At 41.6% G+C, this 21,774-nt stretch carries 22 protein-coding genes and 3 tRNA genes; 5 read left to right on the forward strand and 20 right to left on the reverse strand.

Features of this window, described 5'->3' with window-relative positions; genetic code table 11:
* Nucleotides 1-89: 89 nt before the first annotated feature.
* The 12 genes from C2M32_RS10765 to C2M32_RS10820 form a co-directional block, all read right to left on the reverse strand.
* Nucleotides 90-1,457, reverse strand: a complete 1,368-nt coding sequence (locus C2M32_RS10765) for a DUF1329 domain-containing protein (protein ID WP_105168430.1) — start codon at nucleotides 1,455-1,457, stop codon at nucleotides 90-92.
* A gap of 11 nt (nucleotides 1,458-1,468) precedes the next feature.
* Nucleotides 1,469-3,586: a DUF1302 domain-containing protein gene (locus C2M32_RS10770; RefSeq protein ID WP_105168431.1), complete on the reverse strand. Its 2,118-nt coding sequence runs from the start codon at nucleotides 3,584-3,586 to the stop codon at nucleotides 1,469-1,471.
* A gap of 237 nt (nucleotides 3,587-3,823) precedes the next feature.
* Entirely contained in the window at nucleotides 3,824-4,045 is a 222-nt protein-coding gene (locus C2M32_RS10775) for a DUF2835 domain-containing protein (protein ID WP_105168432.1), read from the reverse strand.
* An 8-nt stretch (nucleotides 4,046-4,053) separates the two neighbouring features.
* On the reverse strand, nucleotides 4,054-6,648 hold the full coding sequence (gene pepN, locus C2M32_RS10780; RefSeq protein ID WP_105168433.1) for an aminopeptidase N: 2,595 nt from the start codon (nucleotides 6,646-6,648) through the stop codon (nucleotides 4,054-4,056).
* Nucleotides 6,649-6,692: 44 nt separating this feature from the next.
* On the reverse strand, nucleotides 6,693-8,150 hold the full coding sequence (nhaC, locus tag C2M32_RS10785; protein ID WP_105168434.1) for a Na+/H+ antiporter NhaC: 1,458 nt from the start codon (nucleotides 8,148-8,150) through the stop codon (nucleotides 6,693-6,695).
* Nucleotides 8,151-8,329: 179 nt separating this feature from the next.
* Nucleotides 8,330-10,360, reverse strand: a complete 2,031-nt coding sequence (prc, locus tag C2M32_RS10790) for a carboxy terminal-processing peptidase (RefSeq protein ID WP_105168435.1) — start codon at nucleotides 10,358-10,360, stop codon at nucleotides 8,330-8,332.
* 12 nt (nucleotides 10,361-10,372) lie between these two features.
* Nucleotides 10,373-11,023 carry an RNA chaperone ProQ gene (proQ, locus tag C2M32_RS10795; protein WP_105168436.1) on the reverse strand — a complete coding sequence of 217 codons (651 nt, stop codon included), beginning with the start codon at nucleotides 11,021-11,023 and terminating at the stop codon, nucleotides 10,373-10,375.
* Nucleotides 11,024-11,035: 12 nt separating this feature from the next.
* Complete coding sequence (locus C2M32_RS10800; RefSeq protein ID WP_070990801.1) at nucleotides 11,036-11,317, reverse strand: hypothetical protein; 282 nt, start codon at nucleotides 11,315-11,317, stop codon at nucleotides 11,036-11,038.
* The gene (locus tag C2M32_RS10805) at nucleotides 11,314-11,775 is read right to left on the reverse strand and encodes a GAF domain-containing protein (protein ID WP_105168437.1); all 462 of its coding nucleotides are present in this window, start codon (nucleotides 11,773-11,775) and stop codon (nucleotides 11,314-11,316) included. The genes C2M32_RS10800 and C2M32_RS10805 overlap by 4 nt, the downstream gene beginning before the upstream one ends.
* A 131-nt stretch (nucleotides 11,776-11,906) precedes the next feature.
* Nucleotides 11,907-12,281 carry a hypothetical protein gene (locus C2M32_RS10810; RefSeq protein ID WP_105168438.1) on the reverse strand — a complete coding sequence of 125 codons (375 nt, stop codon included), beginning with the start codon at nucleotides 12,279-12,281 and terminating at the stop codon, nucleotides 11,907-11,909.
* A gap of 144 nt (nucleotides 12,282-12,425) precedes the next feature.
* A tRNA-Ser gene (locus tag C2M32_RS10815) sits at nucleotides 12,426-12,516 on the reverse strand.
* Between the two features lie 41 nt (nucleotides 12,517-12,557).
* A tRNA-Ser gene (locus C2M32_RS10820) sits at nucleotides 12,558-12,648 on the reverse strand.
* A gap of 238 nt (nucleotides 12,649-12,886) precedes the next feature.
* Here C2M32_RS10820 and C2M32_RS10825 point away from each other — a divergent pair.
* A complete protein-coding gene (locus C2M32_RS10825; protein WP_105168439.1) occupies nucleotides 12,887-13,552 on the forward strand; it encodes a Bax inhibitor-1/YccA family protein in 666 nt (221 codons plus the stop codon).
* Nucleotides 13,553-14,099: 547 nt separating this feature from the next.
* On the opposite strand, the gene C2M32_RS10835 is transcribed toward C2M32_RS10825, so the two are convergent.
* Nucleotides 14,100-14,735 carry a cohesin domain-containing protein gene (locus tag C2M32_RS10835; protein WP_105168441.1) on the reverse strand — a complete coding sequence of 212 codons (636 nt, stop codon included), beginning with the start codon at nucleotides 14,733-14,735 and terminating at the stop codon, nucleotides 14,100-14,102.
* Nucleotides 14,736-14,806: 71 nt separating this feature from the next.
* Entirely contained in the window at nucleotides 14,807-16,876 is a 2,070-nt protein-coding gene (locus C2M32_RS10840; RefSeq protein WP_158678205.1) for a hypothetical protein, read from the reverse strand.
* A 392-nt stretch (nucleotides 16,877-17,268) separates the two neighbouring features.
* Between C2M32_RS10840 and tusD the strand changes: the two genes are divergently transcribed.
* The 4 genes from tusD to C2M32_RS10860 are packed head-to-tail and all read left to right on the forward strand — an operon-like array spanning nucleotide 17,269 to nucleotide 18,577.
* Nucleotides 17,269-17,622, forward strand: coding sequence for a sulfurtransferase complex subunit TusD (gene tusD / locus C2M32_RS10845; protein ID WP_105168443.1), 354 nt, complete (start codon nucleotides 17,269-17,271; stop codon nucleotides 17,620-17,622).
* Complete coding sequence (locus C2M32_RS10850) at nucleotides 17,619-17,975, forward strand: DsrE family protein (RefSeq protein ID WP_105168444.1); 357 nt, start codon at nucleotides 17,619-17,621, stop codon at nucleotides 17,973-17,975. Before tusD ends, C2M32_RS10850 begins: the two co-directional genes overlap by 4 nt.
* Nucleotides 17,972-18,244, forward strand: a complete 273-nt coding sequence (locus C2M32_RS10855; RefSeq protein WP_105168445.1) for a tRNA 2-thiouridine-synthesizing protein — start codon at nucleotides 17,972-17,974, stop codon at nucleotides 18,242-18,244. Before C2M32_RS10850 ends, C2M32_RS10855 begins: the two co-directional genes overlap by 4 nt.
* 3 nt (nucleotides 18,245-18,247) lie before the next feature.
* Entirely contained in the window at nucleotides 18,248-18,577 is a 330-nt protein-coding gene (locus C2M32_RS10860) for a TusE/DsrC/DsvC family sulfur relay protein (protein WP_105168446.1), read from the forward strand.
* Between the two features lie 78 nt (nucleotides 18,578-18,655).
* Here the strand turns inward: C2M32_RS10860 and C2M32_RS10865 are convergent, their stop codons facing one another.
* The 6 genes from C2M32_RS10865 to trhO form a co-directional block, all read right to left on the reverse strand.
* Nucleotides 18,656-18,928, reverse strand: coding sequence for a hypothetical protein (locus tag C2M32_RS10865; protein WP_105168447.1), 273 nt, complete (start codon nucleotides 18,926-18,928; stop codon nucleotides 18,656-18,658).
* 22 nt (nucleotides 18,929-18,950) lie between these two features.
* Nucleotides 18,951-19,568 carry an FKBP-type peptidyl-prolyl cis-trans isomerase gene (locus C2M32_RS10870; RefSeq protein WP_105168448.1) on the reverse strand — a complete coding sequence of 206 codons (618 nt, stop codon included), beginning with the start codon at nucleotides 19,566-19,568 and terminating at the stop codon, nucleotides 18,951-18,953.
* A 73-nt stretch (nucleotides 19,569-19,641) separates the two neighbouring features.
* Nucleotides 19,642-20,010, reverse strand: a complete 369-nt coding sequence (locus tag C2M32_RS10875; RefSeq protein WP_105168449.1) for a hypothetical protein — start codon at nucleotides 20,008-20,010, stop codon at nucleotides 19,642-19,644.
* 52 nt (nucleotides 20,011-20,062) lie between these two features.
* Nucleotides 20,063-20,153, reverse strand: a tRNA-Ser gene (locus C2M32_RS10880).
* A gap of 68 nt (nucleotides 20,154-20,221) precedes the next feature.
* Nucleotides 20,222-20,593, reverse strand: coding sequence for a hypothetical protein (locus tag C2M32_RS10885; RefSeq protein WP_158678206.1), 372 nt, complete (start codon nucleotides 20,591-20,593; stop codon nucleotides 20,222-20,224).
* Nucleotides 20,594-20,747: 154 nt separating this feature from the next.
* A complete protein-coding gene (trhO, locus tag C2M32_RS10890; RefSeq protein ID WP_105168451.1) occupies nucleotides 20,748-21,734 on the reverse strand; it encodes an oxygen-dependent tRNA uridine(34) hydroxylase TrhO in 987 nt (328 codons plus the stop codon).
* Nucleotides 21,735-21,774 lie beyond the last annotated feature (40 nt).

Below are 21,774 nucleotides of genomic sequence, written 5' to 3' on the forward strand. Positions count from 1 at the left end.
AAAAAAGGTGACAGGTGACGAGAACTCGTCGGAAATACAGAATTGCTAGCGATCCTAAGACCGCTAGCAATAGTTGGCTGAGAACCAGATTAGCGTTTACCCTCACGGCGCAGCGCACTTTGAGTAAACTCATTATCTTGGAATGACTGACTGAAATCGTACATCTGCTCTTCGTTATCCAAACCAATCGCTAGATAGCGACGTGAGTTTAGATCATAATAAACATCCAATGTACTCCAGTGAGTAGGCACCTCATAATAGTTAAGGCCATGAGCCATAGCTACGCGATACATTTGGTCGCGATTATCATACAAATCTGCGATATGGATCTGCCAGCTGTCTTCATCAATGTAGAACACACGTTTTTTATAGATGTGACGCGTACCCTCTTTTAGGTTTGCCTCAACAACCCATACACGGTGTTTTTCATATCTAACATGTTCAGGGTTTATATGACCTGGCTTCAAAATATCATCATACTTAAGCTTGTCGCTGTGAAGTTTATAGCTATTGTATGGAATATATAATTCTTGCTTACCCTTTAATGTCCAGTCATAACGGTTAGGTGAACCGTTAAACATGTCAAAGTCATCTGTAGTACGTAGGCTGTCCGATGCTGTTCCCGGTGCATCATATGCAACATTAGGCGCACGACGAACTCGACGTTGCCCAGTATTGTATGTCCACGCCTGACGTGGAGTCAGAATTTGGTCCATTGTCTCGTGAACAAGCAACGCTGTGCCTGCTAGTCGCGCTGGCTCGGTTACCTTTTGCTTAAACTTAAAGAGTACATTCGACTCTTTAAGTTCTTCAGGCGTTGCATCTGTCGCAGAGTATTTAACCAATAACTTCTCATCAAAGCCTATTAAGTTGTATGCACCCGACTCTGTTGGCATAGCCTGACCACCAAAACGCGCAATGGAAAGACCGCGATAGCGTAACAGATGGTTCCAAATCGCTTCCAAACCATCTTTTGGAACTGGGAACGGAATACCAATTGCCGTATTTTTTATGCCGTTACCACCTTCAATCAACTCAGCTGTTGAAGCATATTGCTTAGTCGCGTCATAAACGAATTGAGGGTATGAGGCGCTGCGACGAGTTGGGTAGATGTTCATTTTGAACGTATCAGGATACGTATCAAACATTGCTACCTGACCCGGACTCAAAAACTCTTTGTACTTATCTACATTTGACTTATCAATGGTAAACAGCACTTTATCATCCGCAAACGGATCTGGATGGTGCATACCCGGTTTGTAATTGGCTGGCGGCTTAGTAATGCCACCGTCCCAAGCTGGGATTGAACCATCTTTATTACCTGCTTTTTCAGCACCAATTGGAGTTAAGTCAACACCTAAACGTGCTACTTGTTCAGCCGACATTTTAGCCATCGCGCTCGTAGCTGATAGCATTGTTATCATTGTTGCGGCAATGAGTGTAGGTTTTCTAAACATACTGAAAGCCCTTAAATTGAATACTTGATGTTAAAAGAGACAAAATCACGGTCTGCAAATGTGTTAGTGGCGCCGCCACCCCAGAACGTGTTGTAGCCTACGTCAAACGACCACGCATTTTGATAGTTGAAATTTAAAGTCACACCTAATGATTTACGATCCTCAATAAATAGGAACATTGGATCAGGTGTAATACCGTTTACATCGTGCGAGAAAACAACTCTCGGTGAAAAGTTAACGCCTGAAAACAGGTTGTTATACTCACCTTTGGCGATTAATCGATAACCCCATGCCGATGATGTTGGGAAAGGATTAACCTCAGGTCCATTTGATACCGCTTGATGTAACAAGTCGTAGCTCTTACCTGAAATTCCCTCAATCGTACCGCTTCGCCCCGTTCCTGAAACGTTTAGACGAAGTTGATCGTATGTAGGCATATCTTTGATGGTAACAGCACCTACTTCACCAACAACTGCCCAACTATCAGCACCTAACGATGGGCCAAACAAATGAGTCGCTGTAAACTGCGCCTGTAGCGTATCTCGTAAAATGTAACCTTGTGCAACTTCGCCCGGGTCTACATAGGCGACTGTGTCACCTTCACTCAACTGAGATAAGCCAGCAAAGTCATCACGGCGTCCTGCATAAGCAAGCTGTTCAACCATACCAGCATACAGTAGCTCTACATCATCGATTTGTAGAGGTTCATCTTCGCGGAATGCAAATTCACCAGAAAATGCTGTTTCACCTAACGCTGTATTGAAGCTTAAACCGTAAAGTTTAATGTCTTCAGGATAAACAATTTGTGCCTGCGTAAAAGCATTTAAATTTGTGATGTTATCTTCAGTAATGGTGTTAGTTGCGATATAGGCAAGATCTTGCGCAACCCCCGCATTAGTGAAATCTGAAGCTTTACCGGAAATTAGCGGTCTGCGGCTATGATAGTTGATGTAATACAACGCAAACTCTGTATCGTTTAACGCTGGAGAATAGATACCTAAACGTAAACCGTATTGGCCACCGTCTTCCGGCTCAGTTTTACCTGCATCACCTTTCCCCTTAAGGGCAACTTTCGTAGGGTAAGCTAGGTACATTTGTGCTAGTAGCTTTTGCGCTGATTGGCTAGTGGTTACACCATCTTGCGTTACATCAAGGCCCTGTGCAGCCAAGGCACCTAACCATGTGGTTTGTAGAGCATTGAGCGAATCAGTCAAATGCTGTAGATCAATATCAGGGTTAGAGGTAAAACCAAGCTGTACGTTTTGAGAAAAACCATTTGCTGATGCAAAGTCATTAGTTGAGAAGTAACTTCCCGTAGCTGGCAAACGTGTTTCATGCCAGTCATACTGGTAGAAACCTTCTAACGTAATGTGCTCTGTAATACCCAATGATGCCCATAGCATACCAACAGGGATAAATGCTTCTTTAACTTCAGAACCGGGCGCTTTTAAGCGATCGATATCCACAGGGTTAACGTTGATACCGTGACTGATCAAGGTACTTTCACCCCAGTTTACTACTTGTTGACCTAAACGAACTGATAAAGGGTTTTTACCATCATTTAAATCGAAGTCAGCCCATACAAACGCATCTAGCAGACGAAAATCAGAACAAACCTGTTCTTTTGTTTCATCAAACGCACAAGGATCGACTTTTCTACCAGATACAGGGTTGTTGTAGGCAAAATCACCATCTTCCATTGCAAAGTCATAGAAGTACATAAAACGCGAGAAGAAACCATAGTTATCTTTACTAATCGCTAAATCATGTGTGCCTTTGACGAGCTGAGAAAAGGTCTCGCCTGAATCAAAATTTAAATTACCTGCATCACCGTTGTTTGAATACGCCCCTGGATTCGCCCAAACCTCACTTGAGCTATAAATTGTATTACCAGTCAATGCGTTATAGCCAGACCAATCAAACTTAGGGTGATTACTCTTACCTATATACTGAAAATCTCTATCTTCTACACGAATGCTCTGGCCGTAAGAAAATGTAGAATCAAACGTGATATCAAAATCACCGACTTGAAAGCTTGCAGCAAGTAAAGGCGCACTGCTCATCGACATAGCAGCTGCACTAAGACCGAGCATGATTTTGTTCTTCACAAAAAGCGATCTTTTTATCATTATTTCTCCCCCTTCTGGCGGGTATTTTCTAATCAAGTTGTTGTTTTTTGTTGTCGTAACGATAGAAGCGAATTATCAAAATTACAAATGGAACGCGTTCAATCGGTGCATATTTAACGTCAAGGGCGCTAGTTTACTCTTGGTAAGACGTCCTACCAGATAATTTATAACACGTAATTTAAGTTTATAACAAACCCATTTAACAAAAATACAATATGACAGTGTTAAAATTTCGGTTTAAGTAATTTTTTCAAGCGAAACAAAGCTATTTTGGCCATCTAGACATAATCTAAAGCGCCCTCTTACACCGAGCGATGAAACAAACTTACGAATATGTGCGGCAGGAAAGCGGATTGTTTTTCCGCCATCCTCGGTAACCTGAATATATTTATAATACCCTTCGTAATATTTCATGCACTCGTCGTAAGTCAGGTATATTGAAAAAAAATACTCTTGCATTGGTACATTTAGCTCAGTGCTTTTTCTACTTTTTCATATAAATCGTCACTTAAATCAGCCATCGCAGCCAACCGTTCCAACTGAGCTTTCATTAACTGTTGACGTTGTGCATCAAATCGCTTCCATGACATAAATGGCGTTATCATGCGCGACGCATTTTGCGGGTTGATAGCATTAAGCTCAATTAATAAATCACCTAATAGTTCGTAACCTTTACCATCAATACGATGAAATTGTTCTGGGTTGTTTCGTGCAAAGCTACCTACCAAAGCACGTACTCTGTTGGGATTTGCCTTATCAAAACATGGATGTGTGTATAAATTATGGATGTGATCTATCGCATCATTGCCTTTACGAGTTGCTTGTAACGCAAACCATTTATCCATAACTAGTAAATCATGACGCCAGCGCGAGTCAAATTCAGCCATGGCAGTCTCAGAGCCTGCCAGTTGTGCATTAACACCAGCCTTTAATGCACCTAATACTAAAGTCATGTTATCCGACATTCTGTGGGCTTCAAGCCACTCATTGACCTGCTCGTCCGCGCATCTAGCCAAATAGTAGAGACAGGTGTTTTTCATCGCTCGAGCTGATACAGCCCCATGTCCAAGCTCGCCGTTTTCAACACATGCCATGAATGTATCTTTTAACGCATCAGCCAAAGTGTTGGCGATGGTTTGTTCAAACTGAGCGATGCTCTGATTCAAAGCATCGACAGGCACTTGCGTAAATGCTGTTGCTAACGTATCAAAGCTAGGCACTCTTATCAGTTCAGCCAAAAGCGCTAAATCTCCCTTGCGCTCACGTAACAACGCTTCAAATGTAGCAAGTAGTTCTGAGGAAAGCGCGATCGACTGCCCCTGCTCAAATTTCGAAACAGCTGCAATCACCTGCAATATAAATGCTTGTTGTGCTGCTTCCCATCTTGCGTAATCACTGCTTGCATGTGCAATGATGTGAATTAGCTCATCAAGTTGATAGTCATAATTAACGATAACAGGCGCAGAAAAGTCTTCAAGTAATACTGCAACTGGTCGCTCTGTTATCTGTTCAAAAATGACTGTTTGTTCCTTTTGAGTCAAATTGATCACTTTTGAGGCATTCTTACCATCGACAATAAGTGGCAGTGCTTTGCCATTTTTATCAAGTAACTCAATAGCAAATGGGATATGTAATGGGCTTTGTATTGGATCATGTTTGGCATTTTGTTGAGCAATCGTACAGACATACTGACTGTTCGCTTCATCAAATGAAGTCACAACTTTCAAACTTGGCGTGCCAACTTGCTCGTACCAAAGTTTAAACTGAGCCAAATCTATTTTGCTGGCATCTTGCATCGCCGCAACAAAGTCATCACAAGTAACGGCCTGGCCATCATGGCGTTCAAAATACAGCTGCATGCCTTTTTGGAAGTTCTGTTCTCCTAACAAAGTATGCATCATACGGATCACTTCAGCACCTTTGTTGTATACAGTGACAGTATAAAAGTTATTCATTTCAATAACTTTATTCGGTCTAATAGGATGCGCCATGGGTCCAGCATCTTCTTCGAACTGGTGCATTCGCATTGCCATTACCGCATCAATACGATTCAGACCACGCGATCCTAAATCACTGCTAAACTCTTGATCTCTGAATACTGTCAGGCCTTCTTTTAGTGAAAGTTGAAACCAATCTCGACAGGTAACTCGATTACCCGTCCAGTTGTGAAAGTATTCATGGCCGACGATCGACTCTATAGTGTGATAGTCTCTATCTGTCGCTGTTTGCTGATTAGCCAGTACACAAGCACTGTTGAATACATTTAGACCCTTGTTTTCCATCGCTCCCATATTAAAGAAATCGACAGCAACAATCATATAAATATCAAGATCATACTCTAGGTTAAACCGCTCTTCATCCCACTTCATCGCATTTTTTAACGAGGCCATGGCATGGGGCGCTTTCGATAAATTGCCTTTATCCACAAACAGCACAAGTTCCACTTTACGACCAGAACGGGTGATGAACTCATCTTTCAACTCGTCAAAATCGCCCGCCACAAGCGCAAATAGATAGCTCGGCTTTTTAAACGGATCATGCCACGTTGTATAGTGACGGCCTCCTTCCATCGTCCCGTGCGCTATCTTGTTACCATTTGACAACAGGGAGGGCATTGACTGATCACCAATTACTGTCACAGTGTATACTGTTAAAACGTCGGGCCGGTCTAAAAAGTAAGTAATTTTACGAAATCCCTCTGCTTCACACTGTGTGCAATACGCTCCGCCAGAAAGATAAAGCCCTTCTAGTGCGGTGTTAGTCTGTGGTGAGATTTCGGTAACGATTTCTAATTCAAATTCGCTTGGCAAGTTATTAAGTGTAAGCGTAGTGCTATTAGACTGATAGTCTTCAAATACATTGCCGTTAACTTTGAGAGAGATAAGTTTTAGATCGACGCCGTCTAAAGTGAGGCTGTCCAAAGCTTCTAGTGCAAGGTATTTAGCCTTTGCCGTTACTTTAGTTTGAGTTGGGTGTAAGTCAAAGGTAAGTTCTAACTTCTCGACCTGATGGCTAGGTGCTTTGTAGTCTTTTAGATACTTAGCTTGAGGTTTAGTTTCCATAGTATGTCCTCAAAAAAACGCCCCGAGCTAACGGGGCGGTACAATTAAGCGCTTTGCTCTGCTTGTTTGGGCTTTATGCGCAATATTTTAATACCAAGATACGCATAAACAACGGCCAGCAAAGGATTTATTAAATTAAAGAATGCATACATCGCATAGTCAAATGGATTGATCAATAAAACACTTTGCATGTAGGCACCACAGGTGTTCCATGGGATCAGTGGACTTGTGATGGTGCCACCATCTTCCAAAGTACGTGATAGGTTTACTGGTTTTAAGCCACGTTTTGCATATTCTTCTTTAAACATGCGACCAGGAACGACAATGGCAATGTACTGATCAGCAGCGATAATGTTGGTTCCAATACAGGTTGCAACTGTTGAAGCAATTAGAGAACCGGTACTCTTGGCAACTTTTAAAATACTGCGTACAAAAATCTCAAGTAGCCCAGTTTTTTCCATAATCGCGCCAAACATCAGTGCTGTCATCACCAGCCAAGTCGTCGTTAACATACTCGACATGCCACCGCCACTGAGTAAATCGTCCATCTTGGCATCACCTGTTGTTACAGTAAAACCTTCATAAAAGGTTGCCCAAACGAGCTTAAAATAACCAACCAACTGACCTTGCGATGCGTCTATTTGGCTTTGGATAAGCTCGCCTTGGAATAACATCGCCCATACCGCGCCAACAACCGCACCAATTGAAATGGCCGGAAATGCTGGCATTTTCTTAAAAGCAAGCCCTAGTAAAACCAGCAGAGGAACCAACATAACGGGGTTAATATTGAAATTACCTTGTAAAATACTAACAATTTCTTCGATACGCCCAATGTCGCTACTAACATCAGCGCTAAAGCCCATAAATGTAAATATGATCAACGCAATCACAAAGCTCGGTACTGTGGTCCATAACATATGCTGAATATGTTCGAATAAATCACTTCCGGCGACAGCTGGAGCTAGGTTCGTTGTTTCGGACAAAGGACTTAACTTATCACCAAAGTATGCCCCAGAAATAACCGCACCAGCCGTTACCACTTGATCAAGTCCCAAACCCGTTGCAACGCCGAGCAAAGCAACACCTATCGTTGCAGCCGTCGTCCAAGAGCTTCCTATACTCATTGCTACAATGCCGCATATTAGGCAGCTTGCCGCATAAAACCAGCTTGGGCTAATGATTTGCAAACCATAGTAGATAAGAGTGGGTACAGTGCCTGACAACAACCAAGTACCAATCAAAGCGCCCACCATAAGTAAGATCAAGATTGCACCAAGTGACAGAGTGATCCCTTTGATCATGGCTTCTTCAAGGGTTTTCCATGTGTAACCATTTTTTAAACCTATAAGTGCAGCCGTAAAGGTCGCAAACAGCAAAGCTATCTGGTTAGGACCGGATGATGAATTATCACCATAAAGATAAACAGCTGCGCCGAGTAAACAGACTAACACTGAAATGGGTAAAAACGCGTCAAAAAATGAGGGTTGTTTAGGTTGCTTCAAACTGAACTCTCCTATGCATGATACTCATGCTTATTATTATTTTAAGCACAACCTTAGGTCGTGATAATTGCAATAAATTGTTATTCGTAGATTAACTGGCGTGAATCATAGCAAATTCATCAGCGAAGTCGTAACAAAAAAGGCGCCTAAGCGCCTTTTAACTTCGTGTTGAATAATATTTATACATCATTCTTCGCTAAACGGCCAAAGGAAATCAGGTCTTGAGTTATCAATGCTGCTTCCTCTAAATATGGGTCTAGCTCTGAGATAACTTCGGGCAAGTCATCTAGCTTGTCAACAGGCTCTAAACCTAGTCTTTTCAAGCGCTCATTATTTCGTGCTAAAGAACGCTGTTCAGCTTCGTCTCTTTCTTTTAAACGTTCAGCTTCGACCAAAGAGATTTTCTTGTCATCTTTTTGTTCATTATAACGGGCTATATCGTCATATACATATTTAAACTCAGGTTCGCTTTTAATACGAGCGGTGTGTTTAGACTGTATGTACTCGACTACAGGCTTTAAATTGTCCAGAGTGCTATATCGCGCTTGTTTAATACTATCCCAAGGTAAAGCATTATCTTCTTGACTTTCTCCCCACTCTTCTGGGTCAATCGCTGAAGGTAAAAGAATGTCAGGAACTACACCTTTGTTTTGAGTGCTCCCGCCATTAATGCGATAGAATTTAGCGATTGTATAGGTAACACTGCCTAACGCGTTACTGAATAAATCATAATTTTTACTCAACCCTCTGTGTTGCTGAACTGTGCCTTTACCGAAGGTCTGTTCACCAATAACCACACCACGTCCATAGTCTTGAATTGCAGCAGCGAAAATTTCCGAGGCTGAGGCGCTATATCTGTCCACTAATACAGTCATAGGACCATCATAAAACGTAATACCGTCTCTGTCCTTTTGCTCTTCTACTCGGTTATATGCTGTATGTATCTGTACTACCGGCCCTTGGTCAATAAACAGGCCTGTTAGTTGGGTCGCTTCGTATAAAGAACCACCGCCATTTTGACGCAGATCGATAACAATGCCATCAACTTTTTGTTCTTTTAATTTGGTAAGCTCCACTTTCACATCTTTAGATAGATTATTGTAAAAGCTTGGTATTTCAATCACACCAATTTTGCTGGTTAAGTCTGAGTATTTAGCCTCGAATACTTCCGACTTCGCTGCTCGGTCTTCCAAGCGAATTTTGTCACGAACGATTTCTACCACTTTTGGCGTACCGTGTGTGTCCGAGCCTTTAAGGTATTGCAATCTGACTTTCGTCCCTTTCGGACCTTTGATCAAATCGACCACATCATCAAGACGCCAACCGATAACATCAACGAACTCTTCTTGGTCTTGAGCGACACCTACAATACGATCGTCAGGTTTAATTTTCTCAGACTTGTCTGCTGGGCCGCCCGGAACTAATGAGCGAATAACCGTGTAATCCTCATCGTAACCTAAAACAGCACCAATCCCTTCAAGTTCAAGATCCATGTCCATTTTAAATTGTTCAGCACGACGTGGCGATAAATAAGATGTATGGGCTTCAACACTGCGCGCGAAGGAGTTCATAACTACTTGAAAAACATCTTCGCTGTTGGTTTGTACTAGACGTTTCAATGTATTGTTATAACGCTTAGTGAGAATTTCTTTGATTTCTTTCCATTCTTTGCCAGTCAGTTTCAAGCGTAGCGCATCAGACTTAACACGTTGACGCCAATATTCGTCCAATTCATCTTTAGACTTTGCGAATTCGATGTCTTCCCTGTCGTAAAAAAATGCATCGGGTTTATCGAACTTCATCTCGCCGTCAAGCAAGGTAATCGCGAACTGAAAACGCTCAAAACGACGTTTCATACTTAAATTAAATAGCTCGTAAGCAAATTCTAACTTGCCACTTTTTATCGCATCGTCAAATTGCTTACTGTATTTTTTGAACTGTTCAATGTCGCTTTGTAGGAATACCGAGCGGTTATAGTCGAGCGAATCTATATAACGGTCAAATATTTCTTCCGACAAAGCGTCATCAAAACTAAATCGCTTATAGTGCTGTCGAGTAAAATAGTTGGTCACTCTTTTGCTTGCCGTTGTATGTTGGACTTCAGGTGCGAGCACCGGAATATCCTTCTCAGTCACGGTATTTGAAGATGCAAATGTAGCTCCAGATAATAACGCGGCGATAACAGGAATGAGTGTCAACTTTTTACTCATACGCACAACTCCTTAAACGATGTATAGGCTATCTGCTTTGGTTTTAACTTGCATACCAGTTACTAACTCAACATGAACTTCATCTTTGTTCACTTCAGTAATTGTGGCGTTAACAAGTGCTTGGCCTAACTTAACTTTTACTTTGTTATTAACCTTGACCTCATTGGCTGGCAATGGTTCAACTTTACCTGAACTGCGTTTAGCCTGTTGCGGTGCTGGTTTTTTGTTAACTTTAGCGTTTTTATCGCCCGAACGAGGATGCGCAGGACCTTTCTTTTTGTAAGATTTTGTGTCGCCATCCTGACGAGGACGCTGTGGCTTCTTACGTTTAGCCATTTTTGCACGACTTTCTTCAAGTGCTTTTTGAGCATGTTCGATATGTTCTTGCTCTACCTTTTCAGCATCTTTTCCATCTAAGTCGATACGAAACTCATGTTTGGTAACAGCTTCGAGATAACGCCAGTTCGAAGTGTATTTACGTAATGCTTGGCGAACCTGAGTTTTGCTCACTTTATCTGAGCCTTCAATGCGCTCAGCAATATCTTTGAAGATACCGACTTTCAGTGGCTTTATGCCGTCTTTTTGTTTAAAACACTGAGGGAATTCTGAATATAGAAAATCCAGTACCTCATTAATATCTTTTAGCTTGTTTGTGGTTTCCATTTTTGAACCTATTTATGACATCTGTTCATCTAACGATGATTGGATATAGTGTGTTACCCAGTCTGTTAACTCTTCAAACTCAGCTTCTAGCAAAGCTAAATCACCACGAAGATGTTCCCATATACCGTTTATCAAATTATCGATGATTTCACATTCGAGATCATCTGGTATTTGCTGCCAAGCAAAGTGAATGAGCTCATTCAAGGTCTCAGCAACATGTTCCTCTTCACCTTCCCAGTCTCCCACGTCGGCGATCGAAAATAAGTAGTCTTGTACGTTCAGCAGATCTTTCACGATAACGTCAACTCAAAACAACTAACCAAAGCTTGCAGCCCTTCTTTATCTGCTTCGTCGAAACGCGCTAGACTTGGGCTATCAATATCTAAAACAGCAAACACCTCACCATTTTTAAATACTGGGATGACAATTTCGGAGTTTGATGCAGCATCACATGCAATGTGTCCATCAAACGCGTGTACATCCTCTACCAGCTGAGTTTCTTTGGAATGAGCTGCGGTCCCACATACGCCTTTACCCATAGGAATGCGAATACATGCCGGATTCCCTTGGAATGGGCCCAGAACCAACTCTTGAGGGCTATCAACCAGATAAAAACCGGCCCAGTTAATGTCCTCTAAAGAAGTAAATAACAAAGCACTTAAGTTAGCCATATTAGCAATTACGTTTCTCTCGCCGCTGGTTAGCGCCTGTGCTTGTTTTACGAGTGACTGATAAAAATCTTGCTTCTGCATTTAATAAATCACGGTTACAACATACAAAAGTCTAAGGTACTCTTTCAGGCAATTAAATGAAACCTTTTCTGGAGAAAAAGTATTAAATATCCGTAAATATAGTGCTACTTGGCTAAATATAGAGCAAGTGGTTATGCAAAACGTCTTAGCCCATACAAAAATAGCCCTGCGGCCATGGTTGCCATGAATGAATTAATGACGAGTCCCGCGCCACTTTGAGCTGCAAACAGGTAACTAAAAATCCCGCCGCCGAGCATTCCTAATGTCAAAATTGCACTGTAGTGAATCTTATTTATCTTAAAAAGATATATATAGCCTGGCACCACAAACAATGCCATAGATAGCCCGACAACATGGGCATTAACAATCGCGCCTGTAAGCAAGCTTATAAAAACATTCACCCCACTACCGTGATTCGTAATCACAAAATATAAGCCAAGTATACAGCCAGTAAGTAGCGGTGATAGGAATGAAAGTGCGACACTTTTAGCAAGTTGTTGTTTCATATTTTAAACAGCCTCAATTCAAACATTTTGAATGAGCTTGACGCATCTATACATAACTACAAGTGGACTTTGGTCTAAGCAAGGGAAACTGAAATAAATAAAAAAGCCGCTGAATCATCAGCGGCTTGCTATTCATATGAATAGTGGCGGAGAGATAGGGATTTGAACCCTAGATACGCTATTAACGTATGCCGGTTTTCAAGACCGGTGCTTTCAACCACTCAGCCATCTCTCCGAAAACGGATATACAGCAACAATGCTATATATAAAATTTAGTGGCGGAGAGATAGGGATTTGAACCCTAGATACGCTATTAACGTATGCCGGTTTTCAAGACCGGTGCTTTCAACCGCTCAGCCATCTCTCCGCAGCGGGGCGAATAATAGGGAATCCTTTCGTCAATGTGAAGCTTTTTTTTCATAAAAGTGTTTAAGTGCTCAAAAAACCTCACATTTGTTTAAATGTAAAGCAACAACCCGTGTTCGTGGGAACTTTTAATGATTTATATACTCTATTTGATCGACAATGTTTGCCGAACCATATAACTCTTGGTAATCTTAAACCAGTTTATTTATTGGAACATACGTTCATTAAGGAGTTTAACCATGGCGTTCAATCATTCGTACGATACCGCTAAGCCGGTAATGTCGACCATTGAAACTAACAAGGTACTAAAGAACACATATTTTCTGCTTGCAATGACACTTGCATTTAGTGCAGTTACAGCGGGAATATCAATGACAATGGCGCTGCCGCGCTTTACAGGGATTATTTGTACTCTAATTGGTCTTGGCTTAATTTTCGTTATTCACAAGAAGGCTAATTCCTCTTCTGCGATTGGATTAGTGTTTTTATTCACTGGTATAATGGGTTTTGGCTTAGGGCCACTACTTAACCACTATGCAGCTATGCCAAATGGTGGGATGCTAATCACACAAGCTTTGGGCTCAACCGCGTTAATCTTCTTTGGTTTGTCAGCTTACGCATTAACCACTAAAAAAGACTTCTCTTTTATGGGTGGCTTTTTGACGGTTGGTTTAATCGTTGTTGTGATTTCAAGTTTAGTTAACCTGTTCATCGGTAGCAGCATTGCCTTTATGGCATTAAATGCGGCCATCGTGTTATTGATGTCTGGCTTCATCCTTCATGATACAAGTCGTATCGTAAACGGAGGTGAAACCAACTATGTGTTAGCGACTGTTGGTCTTTACCTAAATATCTACAACCTATTCACTTCATTACTGGCTCTTTTAGGTGCAAGTGATGACTAACCAGTTAGTTCTGGTTAAAAAAAGCCCCATAATGGGGCTTTTTTTATAGAAGTATTTAAAGCACATTTATATTACCTCTGGATGCGGGTGTTGCCTAGCAGGCATAACTTGCTGAGCTTATCTCATTTTGCACATACCGCCCGCTACACAATTGACTTTATCTTTCTATATCGAAATACATATCTTAACCGCCATGCGATAAACTAGTTGTTCAGGCACCTCAGCAATCGCTCTCAGGCTTAGTCACCGTTGTGCGTTACTACAACTGAAAAACGTGCCATCGATGTGAGCAATGCGAAACCTTTCAAGGTTGCTGGGCTTGCTTAATGTACCAAGTTGAGCACAGACGCAGATAAATGGGTGGAATTCATTGATAGCACAGGTAAATTAATTGATATCAATTGAAACTGATAAATAAGGCTACTTGCTAGTTCATACTCGATGGCGCCAAGAGCTTTTCGAAAGCCAGTTGGTGTATATAAACAAGTATGCCGCCATAAAAATATTTGTGGCGGCATACCAACAAATATCATGCGGTGTTTCTTTCCTATAAAGCGCGTCGAGTTCTTCTGTAAAAAGTCCACACGCCGACTATCGCCAGACAAAGTACACAAAGCACTACCAATAATAAACTAACACTCAACTCAAATCGGCTTGGCTGTGAAGGTACCTCATAACCATCATCAAACACAAAATTTAGGTCTAGCCCTGTGTCAAACACCAGCGTTTGACCATTACGCTTCCCAAATTCAGTTTTAATTATGCGTAACATTCCTTCGTTTTTTTCACCCAATGATTTGAATTTAATTCGCGCAATACGCCCATTGCCGTAGACTTCTGCCGCTGGTGACATTTGACTTGCAATGTAGGACACTTTTCCCAAATCAGCATCGATTGAATTGCGCAGTACATACAGCCTGCTATCGTCAAAAAAATTACCATTTTCGATTTGTAGTCCTGACTGTTTGTCATCTGAGTCAATCGGTTGAAAGGCTTTGGGATCATACTGAAGTGACAAGTCAACGCCATAAACATTAGGCAACCCTTCAACTAACACATCCACGTAAAATTCGCTGCCCAATTTAACTTGCTCGCTTGGCGTAAAAAGATATACACGACCGTCACTAGCAAATGATAAATTGGAAAAAATCATAACTGACAACATAAATACGATGTTTTTCATAAGCTCTCTTTAGTAGACAAATAAGGCCCGAACAATTGAGTGTCCAGACCTTCAAAAGTTAAATGAATGGTTTAGAAGCTCTGAGGCCCTGATTTACCGAAGTTGCTACCCAAAATAGATAAATCTTGGATATTAATTTTACCATCACGATTGAAGTCAGCCTCTTCAATGTAAGGAGCGCCTCCTTCACGTGTACTGCGGTATGCACCTAATAACTTGGTCAAATCACCAACATCAATTTTTTCAATAGTATCATTTGGATCTAGTGGATTAGCTGGCTGTACATTTCCTCCAACAAGAACCAGTTCTTTAAGTTCAAAGTCTCCACCGTTTTCAGTAAGTTGCACGGTCTTTTCGGCAGGTAGAAAACCATCTAACTCGATACGAATAGTGACCTCGCCTGGTCGAGTTGGCGCCTCAAATGTGCCATCAGCATTGATCTGCGTAAGTTGGCCATTAATAAATAAATATATTTGACTAAAAGTACTCTCATCAAAACCGAGAGCTTTTAGATCTCCCGAGACGATCACGGCTGGTTTTATTGTTACTGAATATACCTTTGTTTCATCAACAGCCAAAACACCTTGTTGATCAGAAACCTGTGACGCCAGCTCAAAGTTAACGTTGCCAGCTTCCTGCGCGCTAAATGTCAGAGTAGCAAAAGTTCCCACACCGCTTTTAGGGCTTGCAGGTGCAGTTAAGCTTTGTGCACCTTCCCACTTACCTTCACTCAACAAGCTTGGTGCTTCAATTTTATGACTTTCAGGGAAATAACTTCCATAATCAGCACTCACCCATTCAATGGCACTTGCTTTGTCTAAGGTTAATACCGTATCAACACCATATACATTACTGGCGTTTACTTTTACGTCAAAAGAAATCTCTTCCCCTACGTATAGCGTACTTGGCAACCCATCCAATCGCACTTGGGCATTACTATCTGCTAGTGAATCTGAACCAAAACGCTGAGCAAATATGTCGGCATTATCACCATAAACGTTTCCCCAAAATACCGTAAAGTCACCATCACTCATACTTGCGACAGCGCCAGGGACTCCCCCTACAACAACATTAAAACGCTCGTTAATAACTTTAGCAGAGGCACCGTAGTGCTTTGCATAAACAGCGATATCATCTAATGCCATAGCTTCCCAAGCAAAAGTAAATCCACCTGTTCTAGAGCTGTCCACTCTATAATAGCTTGCTAAATTTGCTGTTCTTCCCGATACACTAAACTCAGGACCGCTTAGCGTACCATTAGCATTGACATGTTGCGCCCAAAGTTCACCCGCACCAGCTATCCAGCTTACGAGGTAGGTTCCATCTGCGAGCCCATGCATTTGCAAATTTTGGCCGTAATAAACCACTTCAGGCTCGATAACTTTAACGGGTTCACCGGCCGGTGTGTTATCAGCATTAAAGCGCTTAACAAACAAACCGTATTCAGAGTCTTTATCTATGCCTATCCAGCCAACAACGTAACCACCATCATTCAGTCTAGCAATGGAGGGTAAATCTTGAACAACAGGCACTTCAGCAGCGACTAAGAACTCCACTCCATCTGGAGAACCATCCGCCTTGTAACGTCGTGCGTATACAAGCTTTTCTGAGTTTATTTCTTTGCTATAGCTAACAACAAACCCACCATCATTTAACCCAGCTACTGATTTCTCATGGATTGGAATAATCGTTCCATCATTCTCTCGCAGCACCGATTCAGTACCAACTTTTGAACCACTGGCGTCAAACAGTTGGAATTTAGCATCCAGACCAGACTCATAATCATAAAAAACGGCAAAACCGCCATTGCCTAGCTTAACCATCGACGTGTAAGTGTAAGGTTTAACTGCGTCGGTATTAACTTGAAACTCATTACCCCTACGCGTGCCATCGGCATTGAATAATTGCGCATAAATACTAGAGGCTGGTGTCGCTTCGTTATTCCAAATAACCACATAACCACCGCTAGTCAGGCTCAAAGCTACTGGAGTTGTCTGAGCACCTTCTGTCTGTGTATTGACTGTAAATACATTACCAACAGGTGTGGGTAAAGCCGCTTGTGTTATTAATGGCAATGAGAGTAATACTGCCGCTGTGACAGTGTTAAGTTTTGAACGCATTAAATTTTTAAGTGTAATCATAAAAAATAATCCTTTTATTTCGTTACGATAAGTAGGTGTTGTAAAGCGCAGGACGTCAATAATTGAGATCATGAAGTATCTGAAAAGTTGCGCCATCCATTGCGCCACACCCACTGTACCACTATTGGAAAATTTTTAATAGTGGAAAAACTATAAATTCCTATAATAATTAATATTTCTATGTAGTTAAGCTTGTTTCTTAACCGCTAGTTTAAAGTCGTAGTTGTGATTATAAATTTAGTTTATCTATTCATCGGTAGTAGTGTTACGTTTATGGCATTGAGAATTACCATCATGTGATTGATGTTATGCTCTTTTAGATGCAAGTGATGACTAACCAGCAAGTTCTGGTAAACTAAGCCCCATTATGGGGCTTTTTTTATAGGCGTATTTTGAGCAAATTTGTATTATCTCTGCATACTGGTGTCGCAGATCAGCATTGTTTGCAAAACTTATCACGCTTTGCGCACGCCGCATTGCAAAGTGGCCATCAAATAGGCTGTATTTTCTTGTATCAAGACGCCGTCAGTCATGCATCTGATCACTTACAGTTATCAAGCGACGAACTTAACGTGAAAAAAGTTTGGCAAACATTATCGAAACTTGGGATCCCTTTAATGCTTTGTGTGACCGCGGCGGAAAAACGAGCCATTGATATCAATAATACAGGTTTGTTTAAAGTGGCAGGTTTAGCTGAGTTTGCCATGCTCAGCGCAACTGCCGATAAATGGGTGCAATTTAAATGAAAAATGTACTCATAATTAGTCATAAAAGTCCTTTTGATGACCTTTATATCCGTGATGCACTAGATACCACACTGATCTATGCCGCCATTGATCAAAATGTTTCGTGGCTACTCCTCGACAGTGCCCTACTTGCACTAAAAAGCGCACAGTCAGCCGCTCATTTAGGGTTAAAAGACTTTTTCAAAACCATAAAAACCTTGGAAATATATGACGTTGAACAGGTGTATGTATGTGAGCTTGCAATGCAAAAGTACCAGCTTGATCAGCAACAATTAAGTATTCCTGTCACGGTATTGAGTAAGTCACAGCAACAAGCATTGCTGCAACAACAAGATATGGTCGTCAACCTATGAGCATAAATACTGTACATATACTTTCAAAACCACTCTCATACTATAACGCTTTGCAGTTAGAGGCGTTGATAGCACACAATGACGCACTGTTGCTTATTGGTGACGCCTGTTACGACTACGCGTCTTACACCCCCTTGTCTGATAAGCGCTATATGCTTGAAAACTGTGCTTTGGCACGTGCTATAACCGTTAATACTGAATTCAATTTAATCAATGATATTGAATGGGTAGAGCTAATCGATAACGCAAAAAAATCAATTACTTGGTAACATATGCTGGAATTTAACAATCAAATCATAGCAACCGATAAGCAAGGCTATTTACTTGACCATACACAGTGGCACAAAGACCTTGCTCCAATCATTGCAGAACAAGAAGGGATCACATTGAGCGATGCCCATTGGGAAGTGATCAATTTCGTGAGGGATTTTTACGAAGAGTACAATACCAGCCCAGCCATTCGTATGCTGGTCAAGGCAATGGCTAAAGCACTCGGTGAAGACAAAGGTAATAGTATGTATCTGTATAAACTGTTTCCTAAGGGGCCTGCCAAGCAAGCCACAAAAATAGCGGGCTTGCCAAAACCCGCTCGATGCATCTAAACATAAAAATAATTAAAAAAACAGCCACTCTTTCAAAGTGGCTGTTCGTTTATATAGTTTATAAATAACTGATATTAACTACTCAACAGCCGTACAGCCTTTAGGCGGCTCATTGCTACAGATTACCCGTTTTACCGTCACCCGCCCACCTCGATATAGGTCGTTTCCAATAGTTACTTTTACACCTGATGCAATCATGTGTTGAAGAACACGCTGTAGGGCATCTTTTGGGCTGCTGACTCTGTAGTCATGATTCATTTCATAGGGTATTGAGGTTTGTATTGTCAAAGATAGCCTAATTAAGCCACCTGATAAAAACAAAAAACCCAGCTCTGGGCTGGGTTTTTTCAAACATTTGCTAATCAGCTCGTGATTATAAAACGTCTAACAACTCAACATCGAACACAAGTGTTGAGAATGGTGCAATTGCAGCACCTGCGCCACGTTCACCGTAAGCTAGCTCATGTGGGATGTATAAACGCCACTTTGAACCTGCAGGCATAAGCTGTAACGCTTCAGTCCAACCTTTGATCACACCATTTACTGGGAACTCAGCAGGTTGACCGCGATCGTATGAGCTGTCAAATACAGTGCCATTGATTAGTGTGCCGTGGTAATGAACACGTACTTTTGAATCAGCCGCAGGTTTTGCACCTTCGCCTGTTGCAATAACTTCATACTGAAGACCTGACTCAGTAACCGTGATCTCAGCGCGCTTGGCGTTTTCTTCTAAGAATGCAATGCCTTCAGCAGCTAGTACTTTCGCTTCTTCTTCACGACGAGCTTGAATTTCAGCATTGATTTTTTCAAATGCAGCTTGGATCTCTGGGATCTCAACACGGAACGCGTCTCCAGCGTATGCGTCTTTCATTCCCTCAAACACCGAATGCAAGTTAAGACCTTCGAATGGATTTGCTTTTAGTTGCTCACCCATTTGTAAGCCAATACCGTAGCTTGCTTTTTCAGCATCTGTATTAAATAAATCTGACATAAGTTAATTCACTTTTGTTTCTATTAAAAGACGAGGCGCAGTGTAACATAGCCAAAGGCGAGTTTAAACGCGATCAAGTCGCATTATCCATATGTCGCCTTTTTACTTGTTGAATTATAAAGGTTGCAAAAGGTAGACTAAGCGTAAGCCCTATGGCCAACTCAACACTATAATCAACAAGGCGGTCAGTAAAATATAAGCCAAAGCCCACAATGCCAGTCAGACTAATGACAATGGCGGCTAACATTGGCCATAAGGTTTCATACTTTGTCACCAAATGTGCTGCGAGCAAATTGTACAAAAAGGTAAAAGCAAGGGTTTTTAGTAAAGTTGGATCTTGTTGACCATCAATCGCCAAACGCAATGCCATCTCCAAACCGCTCAGGTAAAAGAAGCCAAATACAATCCACAAACTAGCGTGTTTAACTACGACTGCTGACATAAATGCCCTCCAAACGAAAAAAACCGCCGATAAGGCGGTTTTGGGAATGAGGTGGCGGAGAGATAGGGATTTGAACCCTAGATACGCTATTAACGTATGCCGGTTTTCAAGACCGGTGCTTTCAACCACTCAGCCATCTCTCCGTTGTTGGCGCGCATATTAGTGGTTTTCATTGCAGCTGTAAAGAGGCAAGGGAAATTTTTTGCTTATTTCAATAATATTGTTTTGGTCGCTTGGCGAGCCAAGCACAAATTACACACAAAATAACGACAAAAACAAAAACCAATGCCGCTTTAAATGCTGCTACTGCTAATTCATTCAGGGGTATAAAAATATCTGCCAGTGACGGTACACATGAAATTGCGACGACCAATAACAAAACCTTAAAAGCTCTGAAAAACTCAAAACGCTTGCTATAACTCATCCAGACTGTAATGAAAACACTCAATAGACCGGGCACGACAAAGGCTAAGTGTTGCTGCTTAGTAGATACGAGCACGTAGGCACTAAGCACACAGCCAATCACTCCCCATATACACCAAACCCACCAGCTTTCGCGTTCTTCTAAAAATAAATTGCCCATGCCCACCATCTATTATTGTTATTTGAGACACAATTAGCCTAGCAAACTTTCACACAAGAGCACAACCATACAAAAACTGAACACTCGGTTGCAAAAGCAACAAAAAAAAGCCCCATACAATGTAAGGGGCTTTTTTATTCAAATTTACAAAAGGTTAAGCAGACTTCTCTCGTTGCGCTTGTTTTTGCGCTTGTTTAGCCTCTTTGCGCTGACGCAGTACTTCTTGTGCTTCGTGACCAATGTGGCCTTCACCACGAGCCTGAGCTAGCTGCATTTGCTTTTGACGCTCAGCGAAGCGAGCTCGCTGCTCGTCTGTCAATGAATCATGGCAGTGGTGGCATGAAACGCCTTCCATATATTCTTCACGCTGCATTTCTTGTTCCGTAATCGGCATACGACAAGCGTGACATTGTTCGTAAGAGCCTTTTTGCAAGTCATGATCAACCGCAACACGGTTGTCAAACACAAAGCACTCACCTTCCCATAATGACTCTTCTTTTGGCACGTCTTCTAGGTATTTTAAGATACCACCTTCAAGATGATAAACCTCTTCAAATCCCTGCTCTTTCATGTATGCAGTTGATTTTTCACAGCGAATACCACCGGTACAAAACATAGCTACTTTCTTATGTTTGCTTGGGTCTAAGTTTTCTTTTGCCCATTGAGGGAATTCACGGAAGGTTTTAGTATTCGGATCGATGGCGTGCTTAAAGGTACCGATTTCAATCTCGTAATCGTTACGCGTATCAACCACAACAACTTCTGGGTCTGAAATCAGCGCATTCCACTCTTTAGGTTTCACGTAACTGCCCACAACCCTCAGAGGATCAACACCTTCAACACCCATAGTAACAATCTCTTTTTTAAGCTTTACTTTGGTGCGATAGAAAGGACAAGTCTCATCGTACGACTCTTTAAATACGATGTTGTCTAAACCCGGCTGCTGGTCAAGCCAAGTCAATAAAGCATCTATACTCTCTCGCTTGCCCGCTACGGTACCGTTAATACCTTCAGCTGCCAGTAACAAAGTACCGCGTACTTCATTTTGCTCCATAACATTGAGCAATGGTTGACGAATTTGTTCGAAGTTAGGTAGTGACACGAACTTATACATGGCACAAACCACAAATGGTTTAGACATAAAATTTTCCTAATTTTCAGCTTTTACTTCGCCTCAAGCA

It is taken from the genome of Pseudoalteromonas sp. T1lg23B (genome assembly GCF_002964665.1).
GTDB lineage: Bacteria > Pseudomonadota > Gammaproteobacteria > Enterobacterales > Alteromonadaceae > Pseudoalteromonas.